Here is a 14954-nt window from a genome sequence, read left to right as displayed (position 1 = left end):
GCCCTTTCATCCGCCTTTATCCATTAGACAGAAGTGTGGAAAAAAAGTTACAGAATTTATTATGTAATTTTCAGGGCCTTCCGGAAGGTCTCCAGGAAAACTTCTGGAGATGCTGCTGATTTGCCGCCGCCTTGCACAAATCCCGCGTTTCCGCCGCCTTTTCCATCCGTCAATGCCAATAATTCAGGCAGCATCGCTTTCATATTCCCTTCCGCATGCTCTCCTTTCGCGCCGACAAAACGGACATCTTCACCTTCCATTGAAATGAACAAGAGATAGGCGCCCGGATTCTGCGCAATGACCAGGCGAGCCAACTGCTGAACTTCTTTGATGGGACGTCCATGAAAAATTTGTTCAATAACTGTTCCGGCTTCAGAAGCCAAGCTTTCCGCTTCTTTTTCCAGAAGCTGCTGGTGCAGCTCTTTCATTTTTTTCTCGTTTGCCGCTTTTTCTTTTAACAAGTCTGAGGCAGCATTTCCTAATTCCTTGACCGGCGCATTTAATAGCTTCACCAATTCATCGGAGGTTTCCGCCAGTAGCTGAAAATAACTCATGGCGCGGTCTCCGCATAAAAAGTAAACCCTCGTTCCGCCTTTCGCTTTTTCATCGGCAATCAGTTTGATAAGGCCGATCTCAGCCGTATTTTTTGGATGGGTTCCCCCGCACGCATTCAAATCCACTCCCTCGATGGAGACTAAACGGATATCGCCTTCCACTGCGGGAGGTTTCCGAAGGTTCATTTCTTTCGCCTGCTCTTTTGCCACCCACTCCGTTTCGATTGGCAAGTGCCGCCGAATCACATCATTCGCTTTCTTTTCAACCGCTTTAATAGTCGCCTCATCAATAGAAGGTGTATTCAAATCAATCGACACCCGCTCTTCTCCCAGATGAAAACTTGTCGTTTTCATTTGGTGGAAATCGTCAAAAACCGCACTCAGCACATGTTGTCCCGCATGCTGCTGCATATGGTCATACCTTCTTTTCCAATCAATTTCAGCTTCGTACTGGCCATATGGAATGAGGGCTTCTGTATAATGAAGAATTTCCCCGTCTACAGTTTGGACGTCGGTTACTTGGATTTCTCCAATTTTGCCGATGTCGCCAGGCTGGCCGCCGCCTTCCGGATAAAAGCACGTCTGATCTAAAATGGCATAGAAACCGATGCCGTTTTGGCCATTTCCAATTACTTGGACAGTTGCCTTTTTTATTTCCGGATCCTGATAATACAATTTTTCAGTCATGTGAATACCTTCTTTCCTTTGAGTTAAAAGCCAATGCTTGAGTTTATGATTTGTTGCTTAGTGGAAAACATTCTGTAAGAAACGAAATTCAACTATTGCAGCAAGCCATTTAGGAGGAAATGAAATGCCGAGATTTGAACGTTCGGTTTTATTGTATAACGGAGCAGCAGGAGCGTCCATGAACCAGGAGATTTTGCCATTGGTCATCAGCCCGCTGGCGAAAGCATCAAAGCAGCTCACCTTGGTTCAAACAGAGACGAAAGAAGAATTTGAAGAAGCCTGCATAAGCTATGCGGATTCCGCTGATGTGCTGTTTGTGGCAGGCGGCGACGGCACTGTGCATTCCGCTGTCCAAGCCCTCTGCAACTTAGAAGATGCACCCATTTTAGGAATTTTGCCGGGAGGCACGTGCAATGATTTTGCACGGACTTTGGAAATTCCGATTTCACTCGATGAAGCTGCACAAGCGTTGGCAGATGGAGAAGTCAAGAACGTGGATATCGCTTTGGCCAACAACCATTCTTTCTTGAATTTCGCCGGCATCGGCTTGATCACGGATGCTTCATCGAATATTGATCCGAATTTAAAAGAACGCTACGGGAAGCTCAGCTATTTCATGAGTGCCCTGCAAATGATCCGACAAGCGGAAAGTTTTGCCGTTTCTTTGGAAATTGACGGCGTTCCCTATAATGAAAATGCTGTTCTTGTCTTAGTCATGAACGGCAAATCGATCGGCACCCATATGTTTCCTTTAGCCGAGATTGATCCAACCGATGGACTGCTTGATGTCTTTGTTATTCAGACCTCTTCTATCGCGGCCATACGTGAATGGTTCTCGCTTTCCCAACCGGATACGGTGACAGATGAACTGGAACATATCACCCATTTCAAAGGAAAGAACATCGTCCTTAAAACGGAAGCGGAAATGGATGTGGATACGGACGGAGAGATTTACCTGAAGACGCCTTTAGAAATTAAAATGCAGCCTCAAAATATAAAAATGCTTGTCCCGAAACCGCAGGAACAAGCATTTTAAAGAAGAATGCCGGCCCGCAAAGAGGCCGGTTTTTTTAGTCTTCGAATGGCCAAGCCGGCAGCATCCGGTTCAGTTTTCGGTCTTCGCGTTTTCCAAGCACATAATCCGCTTGCATCAAAGTATGGATTTCGCGCGTTCCTTCGTAAATGACTGGAGCTTTGGAATTCCGCAAGAAACGGGCCACCGGATATTCGTCCGAATAGCCATATGCGCCGTGGATCTGCACAGCGTCATCCGCTGCCTGGTTGGCGAAATCGCAAGCCTGCCATTTAGCGAGTGAAGTTTCCCGCGTATTCCGGATTCCTTTGTTTTTCATTTCACCTGCTCGATAGACGAGCAATCGGCTCATCTGAAAACCGGCTTCCATTTTGGCAATCATTTGCTGGACCAATTGATGTTCGCCAATCGGTTTGCCGAATGTCGAACGCATCTGGCAATACTTGACGCTTTCTTCAATGCAGGCCATCAATAAGCCGCAAGCACCTGCAGCGACGGTAAAGCGTCCGTTGTCCAATGAAGCCATGGCAATTTTAAAGCCTTCCCCTTCTTCACCCAGACGGTTACTGGCGGGAATGCGCACGTCTTCAAAGAATAGTTCCCCTGTATTTCCGGAGCGGATCCCGTATTTCCCTTTAATCGCTTTGGAAGAAAATCCTTCCCTCGTACGCTCAACAATGAAGGCGCTGATCCCTTTATGCTTCAATGATTTATCGGTATAGGCAAAAACAATAAAATGGTCAGCCACATCGCATAAAGAGATCCACGTTTTTTGGCCATTCAAAACGTATTCATCGCCTTCGCGTTTAGCCGTCGTCGAAAGCGCTGCAACGTCCGATCCGGCGCCCGGCTCCGTTAAACCGAATGCCCCGATTTTCTCGCCTTTTGCCTGAGGAACCAAAAATTGTTCTTTTTGTTCTTCAGTTCCCCACTGCAAAAGAGACATGGAATTCAAACCTGTATGAACCGAAACTGCTGTACGAAAAGCAGTATCCCCCCGTTCAAGTTCTTCACAAACGATCGCCAAGGAATTATAATCCATGCCGCTTCCGCCATATTTTTCCGGAATGCATACGCCCATCAGCCCCAGATCCGCAAGCCGCTTCCAGATTGCAGGATCAAAGGCACCTCCTGCATCCCATTCAGCAATATGGGGCAAAATTTCATCATCGACAAACTTTCTAACGGTTTGCCTCAAAAGCATTTGTTCAGATGAAAAATCGAAATCCACAACAGCCCTCTCCTTTCATGCCTCAGCTTTGATAAGCTGAGCGATGAACCGTTTCTTTGATTTCCACTCCACGCTTTGCCATTTCTTGAATATATTCAGCTCCCGGAACGATCAATTCCGGCGGATAAGAACCTCTTCTGTCAATAATCCCTTCGCCGATCATCTGGGCAACGGCGGAAATCGTATAGGCAGTAGCCCGCGCCATTGCTGTGACGCCCGTTTCCTGGTCTCTCACCGTAATCATCGTATATTCATACGTTAACGCTTCATCATTTTTCAATCCTGAAACGAGCACCCGCAGGAGCACAGCATCCTGTTTATCGCCGAGCTCTGTGATTGGCGCCAACACTTCCCTTAGTACATCTCTCAGCTTGATTTCATTGCCGTTAATCGACACCGTTCTGTCTCGATCTGTAAATCCTAAATCGACCAGCAGCTGGAACTTTTCGGCATGCCCTTTATAGCGAAGCGTCTTGTACTCCAATGTGTCCACGTCTTCAAAAGTTTCCGTCAATGTCGAAGTTCCGCCGGAAGTATGGAAGGCTTCGAGCTCCCCAAAACCTTCAAATTCAATGTGCTCAATTTCCGACAAGGAATCCACTTCCAGCAGTTCGCCTCGGCGAATCACGTGGGAAGGATCGGTATAATGGTCGAATACGCCATCGAGTGAAAAAACATGGTTATATTCCAGCGGCGGTTCGGGATTTACCGGAATTCCGCCGACATACAATTTAATGTCTTGGACCCGATCAAGTTTGCTCGCTCCGTATCCCGTCAGGATATTGATCATGCCCGGAGCTACCCCTAAATCCGGAATCAGCGTCACGCCTTTCTTCTCCGCTTCTTCGTGCATACCCAATACGGCGTCTGTTGCCCCTCCGATATGCCCGCCTAAATCAACGGAGTGCACGCCGCATTCAATCGCCAATCGTGCAACTTTTTCGTTAAATGTATAAAATAGCGCATTGATGACTACATCCGCTTTCGAAATGACTGCTTTCAAAGCCTCATCATCATTGGCATCTAAATAAACGGCTTCAATCTTTGCGCTGCCTAAATGTTCAACGAACAAATCAGCCTGCGCCACATTTAAATCTGCTAAAAACACTTTTTCCACTTTTTCATTGGCAATCAAATCCCCTGCTGCCTGTTTCCCCATTAATCCTGCACCCAATACTGCGACTTTCATCGTCATTCCCCTTTCCGGATTCAGATATCATTATCAATTTGTGCACGCTGCAATTTTCCACTGTAGTCGACATAGATGCTCTTCCATTCCGTAAACACGTCCAGGGCTGCAACTCCGGAATCCCGATGGCCGTTGCCTGTTCCTTTCGTGCCCCCGAACGGCAAGTGGATTTCAGCCCCGGTTGTCCCAGCGTTAATGTAGACAATGCCCGTATCCAGGTCGCGCTGTGCTTTAAAGACCCGATTGACATCTGCCGTATAAATCGAACTGGACAGCCCATAAATAACGCCATTATTCACTTCAATCGCTTCATCAAATCCACCGACTTCGATGATCGAAACGACGGGTCCGAAAATTTCTTCCTGAGCGATGCGCATTTCAGGCGTGACATCTGTAAACAATGTCGGTGCGTAATAGTTCCCTTTATCATAAGCGCCGCCTTTAAGGATTTCACCGCCAACAAGCAGCGTTGCGCCCTCCTGTTGCCCAATTTCTACATAGGAATGGATTTTCTCCAACGCTTTTTGATTGATTACCGGTCCCACTTTTACGGATTCATCTGTTCCATCACCAATCGTCAACGTTTTCATTTTTTCCAAGAGGCGATTTTGCAGTTCTTCTTTTGCGTCTTTGTGGACAATGACCCTGCTGCAGGCTGTGCATCGCTGTCCGGCTGTTCCGAAAGCACTCCAAAGTATCCCTTCAACCGCCAGATCGAGGTCGGCATCTTCCATGACAATCACTGCATTTTTTCCGCCCATTTCAAGAGAGACTTTCTTAAGATGGCGGCCGCCCATTTCCGCTACTTGCCGACCTGTATCCGTAGAACCCGTAAATGAAATAACCCGGATGTCCGGATGTTCAATCATGGCCGTTCCAACTTCAGATCCAGCGCCAAAGACGATATTAGCAACGCCTTCCGGAAGGCCGACTTCTTCAAAAATTTTCCCCATTTCATACGCCATCATCGGCGTTTCTGTAGCGGGTTTCCACAAGAACGTATTTCCTCCAACAATCGCCGGAAAAGATTTCCATGTAGCAATGGCGACTGGGAAATTCCACGGAGTGATGAGGCCTACAACACCTATTGGCGCACGCACGCTCATCGCGAATTTATCGGCGAGCTCTGATGGCGTGGTTTCGCCAAACAGCCGTCGTCCTTCACCTGCCATATAATAAGCCATATCAATTCCTTCTTGCACTTCTCCGCGCCCTTCTTCAATTACTTTGCCCATCTCTTTCGTGAGCACTTGCGCCAAATGTTCTTTTCTTTCTTTCATTAAACGGCCAATTTCGTATAAATAATCTGCTCGTTTAGGAGCAGGAACCTTAGCCCATTTTTTTTGCGCCAGCTTTGCCGCTCTGGCCGCTTCATCTACATCTGCTTTTGACGACATCTGAACTTGCGCAAGCCCCTCGCCAGTTGCCGGATTTAATACCGGCGTGAATTTTGCATTTTGTGGATCTTGCCATTTTCCATTGATAAAGTTAACCAATTTCATGTTCCTATCCCCTCCGCTGCAAATATATGTAACCGCTTTCATACCCATTATTTCATAAGCTCCAAAAGAATCCTACCCCTTATGAACAAAATTCAAAATTTTCTTTTATTTAATTTTTATGTGAATAGCCCTGCTTTTTAGAAAAGCAGAAGCTTTTTAATGTGAACATATAGCCATTTCTGTGAAATTGTTTGAAATCTATTGACACTAACGGTGCGTCATAGTCTAATCTAAAAGAAGAGGTGATCATATGTACAAAGTACAGGAAGTGGCAAAAATTGCGGGTGTCAGTGTGCGCACACTTCACCATTACGACAGCATCGGATTGTTGAAACCATCTAATATTGGTTCAAACCGTTATCGATACTATAACGATGAAGATTTGCGTTTGCTCCAGCATATTCTATTTTTCAAAGAAATTGGTTTCTCGCTGAAAAAGATCCAGGAAATCGTTGCTGAAGGATTTGACTCTACTTACGCATTGACCACACATATTGACTTGTTGAGAAAAAAGAAAGACCGGCTTGAAAGCCTGATCAGCAGCGCGGAGCAAACGCTGCTTGAAAATGCAGGAGCCGCCCCTATGACGAATGCAGATCGCTTTGCAGCATTTGCCATCAAAAAAACTGACGATGACATTAAAAAATACAAAATGGCAGTTCCGGAACTTGAAGCGAAGGTTGATGCCGATTCTCCTGCCGCAACCAGCGAAGAAATTATGGAGGTCAGTGCAGAAGAACTTACGCCGTTTGTGAATTCGCCAGCAGAACTGGAAGAGTTCGTTGAAGAAGTAAATTCTGTCGAAGAGCCACAGCTGGAAAAAGAAGAAGAAGATTTGGAAGAAATCAACCGGGAAGGAAACCGCATCTACCAATCAGTTGCAAGTTTGATGCATCTCCCTCCGGAAGCGGCGGAAGTTCAAAAAGAAATGCATGCCTATTTTACGTTGCTAAACCGCTTCTACGATTGCACGCCGAAAATGTTCCGCGGCCTCGCCGACCTGTATGCGGCTGATAGCCGATTTGCCAATAACATTGACCAGCACGGCGCAGGGCTGGCAAACTATTTGAAAGAAGCGATGTACGTGTACGCTTCCATTTTGCAAGATGCGTGAGTTGATCGGACCATGCAGCAGCTGCGGCAAAGATATCTATTGCCGGGACGGCTTTCTTGATGGGGTATACGTAGACGGTGAACTGATTTGCTTTGACTGTGCAGAAAAGCAGGAACAATGAAACAGAGAAAAACGCTGCCGATTTGGCAGCGTTTTTCTTATGTCCAGACTCTCGAAGTCTTAAACCGTTTCTTTTAATGCGTCTAAGCGCTCCTGCACTTCAGCACCGGTTAATCCGTGCTCAAATGCATAGCGGTTGCGTGGATGTTCGCGGCATTCGTCTGAACATGAACGCATATATTTGTGTTCGTTTTCTTCAGAAGCCAAAATTTTCTTGTTGCATTCCGGGTTGGCGCAGTTTACATAGCGTTCGCATGGTTCGCCAGTAAAGTGGTCTTTCCCTACGACAACATGCTCCACTTGGTTGATCGGCACAGCAATGCGCTCATCGAAGACGTACATTTGCCCATCCCAAAGCTGTCCTTTCACTTCCGGATCTTTTCCGTATGTCGCGATGCCGCCGTGCAATTGGGCCACATCTTCAAAGCCTTCTCTTTTTAGCCAGCCAGAGAATTTTTCACAGCGGATTCCGCCGGTGCAGTAAGTCAAAATTTTCTTGCCTTCGAACATTTCTTTATTTTCACGGACCCATTCCGGCAAATCACGGAAGTTTTCAACATCCGGACGTACAGCGCCGCGGAAATGGCCTAGGTCATATTCGTAGTCGTTGCGTGCATCCAGCACGATTGTATCCTGGTCCTGCATGCGTTTATAGAACTCCGCAGGCTCTAAATAAGTTCCCGTCAATTCATGCGGATTGATGTCTTCTTCCAGTCCTAAGTGAACGATTTCTTTTTTAGGGCGTACATGCATTTTTTTGAATGCATGGCCATCTGCTGCGTCTATTTTGAAAACGATATCCGAAAAGCGTGAATCGCTCTTCACCATTTCCATGTATGCTTCTGTTTGTTCGATTGTACCGGAACATGTTCCGTTGATTCCTTCCTTGGAAACAAGGATGCGCCCTTTTAACCCCAGCTCTTTGCACGCTGCCAAATGTTCAGCTGCGAACGTTTCCGGATCTTCAATCGGCGTGTATAGATAATAAAGTAAAACATTGTGTGTATGATTTTGCATGAATCATACCCCCTATTCTTCAATTTGTCTTTTTAACCGTTTAAGGCTTAAAAACCTAGATTATTTTACATCATACGCCAGTAAATTTCAACTTTTGCAAGATTTCGCGAATGGTCCTCCAACAAAAAAACAGCTGCCTCTCAGCAGCTGCTCTTCTTCTAACAAACTCTATTTTTTACAGAACGCCCTTCCAAACAAGAATGGATGGCTTCAGCATTCAAAGCCATCATCGAGAGACGCGTCTGGATCGCTGCACTTCCAATATGCGGCAGGACGGTGACATTCGGCAGGCTCAATAACGGATGATCCAACGGCACGGGTTCCTGTTCGAACACGTCCAGGCCCGCTCCCCAGATTTTTTCAGACTTCAGCGCTTCATACAACGCTTGCTCGTCCACGATGCCGCCGCGGGCTACGTTGATCAGGCACGCCGTATTTTTCATGAGGGAAAGCTCGCGCTCCCCAATCATCCCTCTTGTCTCTTCTGTTAACGGCGTCAAAATGACGACAAAATCCGATTGTTGAAGAAGTTCATCGAGTCCTGCATATTTCACGTCTTCTAAGCTTCTACGTGTTCGATTGTGGTATAGGATATTCATGCCGAAGCCTTGGCCGCGTCTGGCAACTGCCTCTCCAATTCGCCCCATTCCAATGATCCCGAGCGTTGCGCCGCCAACTTGCTGCCCGGCCATTCCCATTGGCGACCACGATTTCCAATCGCCTGAACGGACAGATTTTTCCGCCTCAATAATGCGTCGCGCTGTCGCCAGCAGCAAGGCAAAAGTCAAGTCAGCTGTTGCTTCCGTTAAAACTTCCGGTGTATTCGTCACCATGACACCATGTTTCCGGGCTGCATCCAAATCGATATTATTATAGCCGACTGCTAGATTAGCAACGATTTTCAATTTTGGTGCAGCTTCAAAAACTTCATTATCAATCTGGTTGGACAACATGGCCCATAATGCATGCGCCTCTTTTACTTGCTTGACGATCTCTTCTTTAGGGGCAGAAGTTTGATCGTCATGCCACATACGGACCTCATAACTTTGCTGTAATTCTGCCACTGCCTCGTCCGGCAGCTTTTGCGTTATATAAATGATCGGTTTCATATAATACCTCCATTTTCTATTGTCAAACAATTATAGCAACTAAAAAAACTGCCGGCAAACGCCAACAGTTTTCCCAGTATCTTCAATCCATTTCCCGTGTTCTTATTTTTTTGAAATAATACCATATGACCGCAATCACGAAAAGCGCAATCAACGCATAGACCACGTTTGAATAAATATCCAATTGCTTCAAAATCGCTTCCCGGTTATCGCCGACCGCTTCTCCGACGTATACGAGCACCGTGTTCCAAAGCAGCGTTCCGAGCGTCGTAAAGGTAAGGAACAGCCATAGCTTCATATTAGACATCCCGGCCGGAATGGAAATCAGGCTTCGAACCAATGGAATTAAGCGGCCAAAAAAGATGGTCCAAATTCCAAACTTATCAAACCAGCGATCCGCGCGGTGGATGTCCGATTTTTTCACCCGCAGCCAACTGCCGTATTTTTCAACGATTCTTTCCAGGCGCTTTACGTCTACCAGCAGTCCTACTCCGTATAAAACGACGGCTCCCACCACTGAACCTGCTGTAGAAGCGAGGATAACGCCCAACATCGTCATATCGGTCGTAGTCGTCATAAAGCCGCCTACTGTCAATATAACCTCAGAAGGAATAGGAGGAAAAACGTTTTCCAGCATGATCAGCAGGAATATCCCGATATATCCATAATCCGACATGATATCTGTAATCCATTGTTCCATTATTTCCCCCCTCTTATTTTGTTTCTTTAAAGTTCATCTTAATGGACCATAGCTCCGACCGGCTGCCGGTACGGATCGGCGGGCCCCAAAATCCAAAACCGGAGGAGACCAAGAAATGGGTGCTACCTATTTTCCGGTAGCCATAATCCAGTTCAAAGACTTTTCGGGTAATCAAGTGGTTCGGCCACATCTGTCCTTTATGAGTATGCCCGGAAATATGAAAATCTACACCCAGCGGTATCGGGGTTTTCAAATCGGAAGGCGTATGGTCCATGACAATCCATGGCAAATCCTGATCCGGTTTTAGCAATCCCAATGCATGGCGCTTTCCGTTCGTCCGATCTTCCCGTCCGGTGATGTAGAAACGGCCTCCCACCAAAATGGTTTCATCCCGGAGAATTTTCACCCCTGAACTTTCCATCAAACGTTCCAGCAGCGGAATTTTCTTTCCATAGTATTCATGGTTTCCAAGAACGCCATAGACACCGAATCTGGATTTCAGTTTTTCCATTTCTTCTTTCATGCCGTAGCGGGCGTACCAAATCGGATCATCATCGACCAGATCACCGGCCAAAAGCACTAAGTCCGGATTTAAGCGGTTGGCTCGATCTACAAATCGTTTTAGATGCCGCTTTCCGGATAAGACGCCTAAATGGAAATCCGATCCAATGACAATCTGCAGCGGCTCCTGTTTCGGCCCTTCCACTTCGATTTCCAATTCCCGGAGAACCGGGCTGTATGCGAGATAAGAGCCCACGGAGAATATACCAGCAAATAAAATCGCTACGGCTGTACCTAAAACGAAAACTTCATCTTTCAGATCGATCACTAACCCGATGATATTGGCCAAAGGGATGAGCAGAATCGCGTATTGCAAAAATGCAAACCAGTAGGAGCCGATGATGGTAAATGCCAGCCATCTATGCCCGAGCCTGCCGATGAAAAAGCTGAAGGCGATAAGCAGCCAAAGGAAAGAAAACAGCCCGATATTCATCCAAGGGGCGATTGTTTCTACCCATAGGTATACATTCCAGCCCAAGTAAACCACTAACAGCAAATAGATGCCGAGTGCTCCTATAATAGAACTTACTATTTTCATATGAAGTTCCTCTTCTCTTTTTATATAGAAGCTATTATAGCACCTTCCCCTTCATTCAGCCTTGCTGAGAGGCAGCTAAGCCTCAGGTCTTAGTGAAAGATGCAGTCAAGGACCGTGTTGCGGAATTTACCGCCTTGGTATGATTAAGGTACAAATTGAGAGGAGGAGTTAAATTGAATAAGTTTTGGATGATTACCCTCGGCGCTATCGCCGGCATTATCGTACTTTCCAATCTTGGCGCCATTGCGGGATTGGCCATCTCCGGATTGATTCTTTACATGGGCGTACATTATTACTTGAAAAGCACAACAACAGCAGCAAAAATTTGGTGGGGCTTTGTCGGAGCCGTCGGCGTCTTATCTGCCATCTCAAATATACCGGCTTTGATCGGCGTTGCCGCAGCATTTGGCCTATGGATGATTTACCGCAAATGGAACGAGCAGCCGGTAACGGTTGCTAAAACGGATGACCCGTTTACGAACTTTGAAAAACAATGGAATAAGCTTTCAAAATAAGGAGGAATAGAAATGACATCAATTTGGGAACGCTTTAAATTCGCAGTAGCAACTGACTTGGATGCATTGGTATCCAAAAAAGAAGAAAAAAATCCGCTTGCAGTGCTGAACCGCTACATCTTAGAAGCAGAAAAACAAACAACGGACACCGGAAAATGGGTTGAACGGCAAGCGCAATTAAATGTTAAACTGGAAAAAGAATTAGATGAAGCGACGGCCATGCTCCAGAAGCGCCAATCTCAGCTTGAATTGGCTCAGGCATCGGGAGAAAGTGACTTATCCGTTTTTGCTGAAATGGAAGTGGCGGCTTATTCAAACCGGGTGTCGGAATTGAAGCGCAGCATTTCAGAGAACTTGGAAGAGTTGACCGGTCTTGAACAGCGCTACGAAGAAATGAAACACAAAGTAAAAGACATGAAAGTCAAACAGCTCCAATTGATGGGGAAAGAAAATGCGACACGCGCCCACCATCAAATGGATAAAGTGCTGAATCCGGAACTCGCTGCAGAACGCCTGGGATCCTATGATGATATGGCTTCCTACATTAAAAACCTGGGAGCCAAAGTAGAAGAGGACCATGAACGTTCAGCAATGGAGCGCCGCTTGGAATTATTAGAAAAAAAGAGCGCACAACAAAAGGAAATTGGTTAAACTAAAATGAGAAGAAGATCCACTTCTTCTCATTTTTCTGCTACAAAGAAGGAGGCAAAAACTGCGATGCGCAATTTAACTACTAACAAACAGGCGTTTTTCATCTTAAGCGCTTTACTTCTCATATTCGTGGAAGCTGCATTTTTCCAAAATGGCAGCGTGTTTTTGGTTCTTCTTGGTATCGGACTGCTCTACTACGGAATGAAAAAGAGCACAAAATCCAGAAAATCGTATATCTGGACCGGCTTTATCTTAATCGGCATTTCCGTTCTGTCCATGTGGAGTTTACGCCTTCTCGTTTTCGGCGTAGCCATCTACCTGTTGATCAAGCTTTGGAAAGGCGAAGAATGGGAGCAAACCGTTCCAATTCAAGGAATGGTGGACAAAGGGCTGATCCAAAACAAGTTCTTTTCGGCGCAAAGCACCCCGATCGAATCTTACGAGTGGAAAGACATCCACGTCCAAGGATTTGTCGGTGATTTGCTGATTGATGCCACGCAGACCGTGTTGCCGAAAAAGACTTCTGTCATCTCGGTGCGCCAAGGATTCGGCAAAGTGAAAGTCATTCTTCCTTATGAAGTTCCCGTCCGTATTTTTTACACAACCTTGCTCGGGGAAGCCCGCTTTTTCACAGGAAGCAAGCAGCGCATTTGGAACGGGACTGTACACGCTGAAGACGGCTTTTCAGAAGACGGCAGCCGCACCGAAATGATTGTCACCATCACTACTTGGATGGGAGATGTCGAGGTGATTCGCCGATGAAAAAGCTCGTGCCGCGCAGTTTATTTTTCACCGCTTTATTTGCAGCGATCATTTTCAGTATTTTAATCGTCTTGCTGGGCCTCCCTTCTGTACGAACTTGGTCGGTGCTTTGGGAAGATTTCGTGGCCGGCCTGCCTTTTGGCATTTGGCTATTTGTCCTGATTTTGGCTTTATCCGGAGGCATTGCCTGGTGGACAGAATCGTTGTCTCGTTCGAAAGTCCAGGAAGTTGAGGATATTTTCCAAGCACTGCTAAGAAATGAAGACCAGACTGTGATTGAAGCCGCCCATATGAAAACGCTCCCGGCAAATCTATCCACCTCCATTTTAAAACTGCAAAAATTGCTGGAATCACAGCGAAGAAGCTTGACCCGGATTTCAAATAAACGGGCTGAAACCCAAGACAGACTCATTCAGGAACGGCTTGTAATGGAGCGGCAGCGTCTTGCTAGAGAATTGCATGATTCAGTGTCTCAGCAATTATTCGCCGCATCCATGCTGCTGTCATCGATGACGGAACAAGACCAGGCTTCTCCGGGCTTATTGCAGACCGAGAAAATGGTACAGCAAGCCCAGCTTGAAATGCGGGCCTTGCTTCTCCATCTGCGGCCGGCTGCCCTGCACGACAAGAGCTTGCGGCAAGGTTTATATGAGCTCGTCTCCGAACTCAAAGAGAAAGTCTCTTTTAAAATCGAACACAAACTTGAAGAAGTGCCTTTGCAAAAAGGGGCTGAAGACCATTTATTCCGCATCGCCCAAGAAACTTTATCCAATACACTGCGCCATTCCAAAGCGACCGAAGTCCATATTCTATTTATTGAACGAGATGATTTTGCTATTTTACGTATACAGGATAACGGGATCGGTTTTGAAAGCGAGCAGTCGAAGTCTACTTCTTACGGATTAAAGCATATCGAAGAGCGGGCGATTGAAATCGGCGCTACCAGCAAAATTGTTTCCGTGCCTTCTGAAGGAACCATTGTCGAAGTGAAAGTCCCTATCGAAAGGAAGATTTCCAATGATTCGAATCTTATTAGTTGATGACCATGAAATGGTGCGCATCGGCGTCTCTGCCTATCTCCAATCCCAATCGGACATGGAAGTCGCAGGAGAAGCCGCTAACGGCGAAGAAGCCGTCAAAATGGCTTTGGAACTCCGGCCCGATGTCATCTTAATGGATATGGTCATGCCGGTCATGAATGGCGCCGAAGCGACGGAAGCCATCATCCGTGAATGGCCGGAAGCGAAAATTATGATTGTGACCAGTTTCTTAGATGACGACAAAGTTTATCCGGCATTGAAAGCCGGGGCTGTCAGCTATATCTTAAAAACCTCAAAAGCTTCACGCATTGCCGATTCCATCCGTGAAACCATGAATGGCACGCCGGTATTGGAACCGGAAGTCATGAGCAAGATGATGAAGCAAATGCGCCACGACCGTGTACTTCATGATGAATTGACGGACCGGGAGATGGAAATCCTTCTGCTTCTTGCAAATGGCTATACCAATCAGGAAATAGCCGATCAACTCTTTATCGCTCTGAAGACCGTCAAAACCCATGTCAGCAACCTGCTCGCAAAATTGGAAGTCCATGACCGCACCCAAGCGGTCATCTACGCTTTCCAGCATAAACTGGTTTCACCGCCCAAATAAAAAACGCCGCCTGGATCC

The 14954-nt window shown here is 46.4% G+C and carries 15 protein-coding genes; 7 read left to right on the top strand and 8 right to left on the bottom strand.

Going from position 1 to position 14954, the window contains the following annotated elements; all coding sequences use genetic code 11:
- Positions 1 to 59 precede the first annotated feature (59 nt).
- Entirely contained in the window at positions 60 to 1241 is a 1182-nt protein-coding gene (locus MTR82_RS05755; protein WP_246808230.1) for an alanyl-tRNA editing protein, read from the bottom strand.
- A 124-nt stretch (positions 1242 to 1365) separates the two neighbouring features.
- Between MTR82_RS05755 and MTR82_RS05750 the strand changes: the two genes are divergently transcribed.
- Positions 1366 to 2277, top strand: a complete 912-nt coding sequence (locus MTR82_RS05750) for a diacylglycerol/lipid kinase family protein (RefSeq protein WP_246808228.1) — start codon at positions 1366 to 1368, stop codon at positions 2275 to 2277.
- Positions 2278 to 2311: 34 nt separating this feature from the next.
- Here the strand turns inward: MTR82_RS05750 and MTR82_RS05745 are convergent, their stop codons facing one another.
- From MTR82_RS05745 to MTR82_RS05735, 3 genes are read right to left on the bottom strand one after another with little or no spacing between them, the layout of a single operon-like run.
- Entirely contained in the window at positions 2312 to 3505 is a 1194-nt protein-coding gene (locus tag MTR82_RS05745) for an acyl-CoA dehydrogenase family protein (RefSeq protein WP_246808226.1), read from the bottom strand.
- 22 nt (positions 3506 to 3527) lie between these two features.
- Positions 3528 to 4694 (bottom strand): saccharopine dehydrogenase family protein, encoded by a 1167-nt coding sequence (locus MTR82_RS05740; protein ID WP_052650581.1) that lies wholly within the window; start codon positions 4692 to 4694, stop codon positions 3528 to 3530.
- Between the two features lie 20 nt (positions 4695 to 4714).
- Complete coding sequence (locus tag MTR82_RS05735) at positions 4715 to 6196, bottom strand: aldehyde dehydrogenase family protein (protein ID WP_246808225.1); 1482 nt, start codon at positions 6194 to 6196, stop codon at positions 4715 to 4717.
- Positions 6197 to 6446: 250 nt separating this feature from the next.
- Here MTR82_RS05735 and MTR82_RS05730 point away from each other — a divergent pair, with 250 nt between their 5' ends.
- Positions 6447 to 7310, top strand: a complete 864-nt coding sequence (locus MTR82_RS05730) for a MerR family transcriptional regulator (protein ID WP_246808223.1) — start codon at positions 6447 to 6449, stop codon at positions 7308 to 7310.
- A gap of 180 nt (positions 7311 to 7490) precedes the next feature.
- Here MTR82_RS05730 and trhO read toward each other — a convergent pair whose 3' ends face one another.
- The 4 genes from trhO to MTR82_RS05710 all read right to left on the bottom strand — a co-directional run bounded on the left by trhO (position 7491) and on the right by MTR82_RS05710 (position 11355).
- Positions 7491 to 8447: an oxygen-dependent tRNA uridine(34) hydroxylase TrhO gene (trhO, locus tag MTR82_RS05725; RefSeq protein WP_246808221.1), complete on the bottom strand. Its 957-nt coding sequence runs from the start codon at positions 8445 to 8447 to the stop codon at positions 7491 to 7493.
- Between the two features lie 158 nt (positions 8448 to 8605).
- Entirely contained in the window at positions 8606 to 9556 is a 951-nt protein-coding gene (locus MTR82_RS05720; protein ID WP_246808220.1) for a 2-hydroxyacid dehydrogenase, read from the bottom strand.
- Positions 9557 to 9638: 82 nt separating this feature from the next.
- Positions 9639 to 10256, bottom strand: a complete 618-nt coding sequence (locus MTR82_RS05715) for a DedA family protein (RefSeq protein WP_052650576.1) — start codon at positions 10254 to 10256, stop codon at positions 9639 to 9641.
- 13 nt (positions 10257 to 10269) lie between these two features.
- Positions 10270 to 11355, bottom strand: a complete 1086-nt coding sequence (locus tag MTR82_RS05710) for a metallophosphoesterase (protein WP_246808219.1) — start codon at positions 11353 to 11355, stop codon at positions 10270 to 10272.
- Between the two features lie 173 nt (positions 11356 to 11528).
- Here MTR82_RS05710 and MTR82_RS05705 point away from each other — a divergent pair, with 173 nt between their 5' ends.
- From MTR82_RS05705 to MTR82_RS05685, 5 genes are all read left to right on the top strand, one after another.
- Positions 11529 to 11870, top strand: coding sequence for a lmo0954 family membrane protein (locus MTR82_RS05705; RefSeq protein ID WP_246808218.1), 342 nt, complete (start codon positions 11529 to 11531; stop codon positions 11868 to 11870).
- A gap of 12 nt (positions 11871 to 11882) precedes the next feature.
- Positions 11883 to 12521 (top strand): PspA/IM30 family protein, encoded by a 639-nt coding sequence (locus tag MTR82_RS05700; protein ID WP_052650573.1) that lies wholly within the window; start codon positions 11883 to 11885, stop codon positions 12519 to 12521.
- Positions 12522 to 12587: 66 nt separating this feature from the next.
- Positions 12588 to 13283 carry a cell wall-active antibiotics response protein LiaF gene (gene liaF / locus MTR82_RS05695; protein ID WP_246808217.1) on the top strand — a complete coding sequence of 232 codons (696 nt, stop codon included), beginning with the start codon at positions 12588 to 12590 and terminating at the stop codon, positions 13281 to 13283.
- On the top strand, positions 13280 to 14323 hold the full coding sequence (locus MTR82_RS05690) for a sensor histidine kinase (protein ID WP_246808216.1): 1044 nt from the start codon (positions 13280 to 13282) through the stop codon (positions 14321 to 14323). The genes liaF and MTR82_RS05690 overlap by 4 nt, the downstream gene beginning before the upstream one ends.
- Positions 14301 to 14936, top strand: a complete 636-nt coding sequence (locus tag MTR82_RS05685) for a response regulator transcription factor (protein WP_052650570.1) — start codon at positions 14301 to 14303, stop codon at positions 14934 to 14936. The genes MTR82_RS05690 and MTR82_RS05685 overlap by 23 nt, the downstream gene beginning before the upstream one ends.
- Positions 14937 to 14954 lie beyond the last annotated feature (18 nt).

This window comes from Planococcus ruber, from assembly GCF_022819085.1.
Lineage (GTDB): Bacteria > Bacillota > Bacilli > Bacillales_A > Planococcaceae > Planococcus > Planococcus ruber.
Note: the sequence above shows the minus strand (reverse complement) of the source record. Positions and strands in the feature narration are given on the sequence as shown.

Excerpts from the sequence above, each read along its gene's own strand:
- MTR82_RS05755 (WP_246808230.1), bottom strand. The coding sequence starts at position 1,241 with ATGACTGAAAAATTGTATTATCAGGATCCGGAAATAAAAAAGGCAACT.
- MTR82_RS05750 (WP_246808228.1), top strand. The coding sequence starts at position 1,366 with ATGCCGAGATTTGAACGTTCGGTTTTATTGTATAACGGAGCAGCAGGA.
- MTR82_RS05740 (WP_052650581.1), bottom strand. The coding sequence starts at position 4,694 with ATGAAAGTCGCAGTATTGGGTGCAGGATTAATGGGGAAACAGGCAGCA.
- MTR82_RS05735 (WP_246808225.1), bottom strand. The coding sequence starts at position 6,196 with ATGAAATTGGTTAACTTTATCAATGGAAAATGGCAAGATCCACAAAAT.
- MTR82_RS05730 (WP_246808223.1), top strand. The coding sequence starts at position 6,447 with ATGTACAAAGTACAGGAAGTGGCAAAAATTGCGGGTGTCAGTGTGCGC.
- trhO (WP_246808221.1), bottom strand. The coding sequence starts at position 8,447 with ATGCAAAATCATACACACAATGTTTTACTTTATTATCTATACACGCCG.
- MTR82_RS05720 (WP_246808220.1), bottom strand. The coding sequence starts at position 9,556 with ATGAAACCGATCATTTATATAACGCAAAAGCTGCCGGACGAGGCAGTG.
- MTR82_RS05715 (WP_052650576.1), bottom strand. The coding sequence starts at position 10,256 with ATGGAACAATGGATTACAGATATCATGTCGGATTATGGATATATCGGG.
- MTR82_RS05710 (WP_246808219.1), bottom strand. The coding sequence starts at position 11,355 with ATGAAAATAGTAAGTTCTATTATAGGAGCACTCGGCATCTATTTGCTG.
- MTR82_RS05700 (WP_052650573.1), top strand. The coding sequence starts at position 11,883 with ATGACATCAATTTGGGAACGCTTTAAATTCGCAGTAGCAACTGACTTG.
- liaF (WP_246808217.1), top strand. The coding sequence starts at position 12,588 with ATGCGCAATTTAACTACTAACAAACAGGCGTTTTTCATCTTAAGCGCT.
- MTR82_RS05690 (WP_246808216.1), top strand. The coding sequence starts at position 13,280 with ATGAAAAAGCTCGTGCCGCGCAGTTTATTTTTCACCGCTTTATTTGCA.
- MTR82_RS05685 (WP_052650570.1), top strand. The coding sequence starts at position 14,301 with ATGATTCGAATCTTATTAGTTGATGACCATGAAATGGTGCGCATCGGC.